Below are 868 nucleotides of genomic sequence, written 5' to 3'. Positions count from 1 at the left end.
GTCCAGCAGCCGGCGCAGCAGTCGGCGCAGCAGCCGGTGCCGTACGAACAGGGCGGGCAGGAACCGCACGCCGGCGACCCCGTGCAGGAGCACACCCCGCCGCAGGCCCATCCCGTCCCGACCGGACGCCGCCGCGCCCGCCCGGCGCCGGAAGCGGTCGGTCCGGCCGCCGCGGCGTCCCCCGGTGCCGTTCCCGTGCAGCAGGGCGGGCACAACGGCTGGGGCGGTCACGAGCAGAACGCCGCACCGGGCGGGGCCCCGGCCGGACGCCGAGCCGTCGCACCCCCGGACGGCGCACCGGTCGGGCAGCAGCCCGCGCCCGCGGCACCGCAGGGACCGCCGCGGCAGGCCGCCGCTCAGCCGGACGACGCCGCGGCACAGGCAGCGGGGCCGGACGCCCGCCCCGCGCTGCCCGCCGCCTCCGGTGGTCCGGCGGCCGAGTGGGGCGGCGCCGCGCAGGGCTCCCCGCAGGGCGACCCGCGACAGCCCGCGGCGGGCCCCAACGGAGTGCCCGATCCGCGTATAGCCGCTGCCACCGCGCCCGCGCCGAACGGTTCCACGCCCGCCCGGCCCGCGCCCTCCGGCCCCCGGCCCCCGGTCCCGCAGGCGGCCCAGGCCGTGCAGGCGCTCCAGGCCGCACAGGCCCGGCAGCGCTCGGCGGACCGCCCGGCCGCCCCGGGCGACGCTCCGGACCCGGACAGCAGCCAGGGCCGCTCGATCAGCGTGCGGACGCTCGGCCAGGGCATGCCGTTCACGCAGCAGACCGCCGACCAGAGCCGGCAGCAACAGCAACAACAGCAGCAGCAACAGGCCGGGCCGCAGCCCGCCGCGCAGGCCGGGCAGGCCGGGCAGGCCGGGCAGGCCGGGC

1 pseudogene is annotated in these 868 nt (G+C 81.6%); it reads left to right on the top strand.

The features are described from left to right. Positions 1 to 195: 195 nt before the first annotated feature. Positions 196 to 868, top strand: a pseudogene (locus GCU69_RS32390) (hypothetical protein); the annotation flags it as partial.

It is taken from the genome of Streptomyces lycii (genome assembly GCF_009735685.1).
Taxonomy (GTDB): Bacteria; Actinomycetota; Actinomycetes; order Streptomycetales; family Streptomycetaceae; genus Streptomyces; species Streptomyces lycii.
This window is presented reverse-complemented; position numbering and strand designations above follow the sequence as displayed.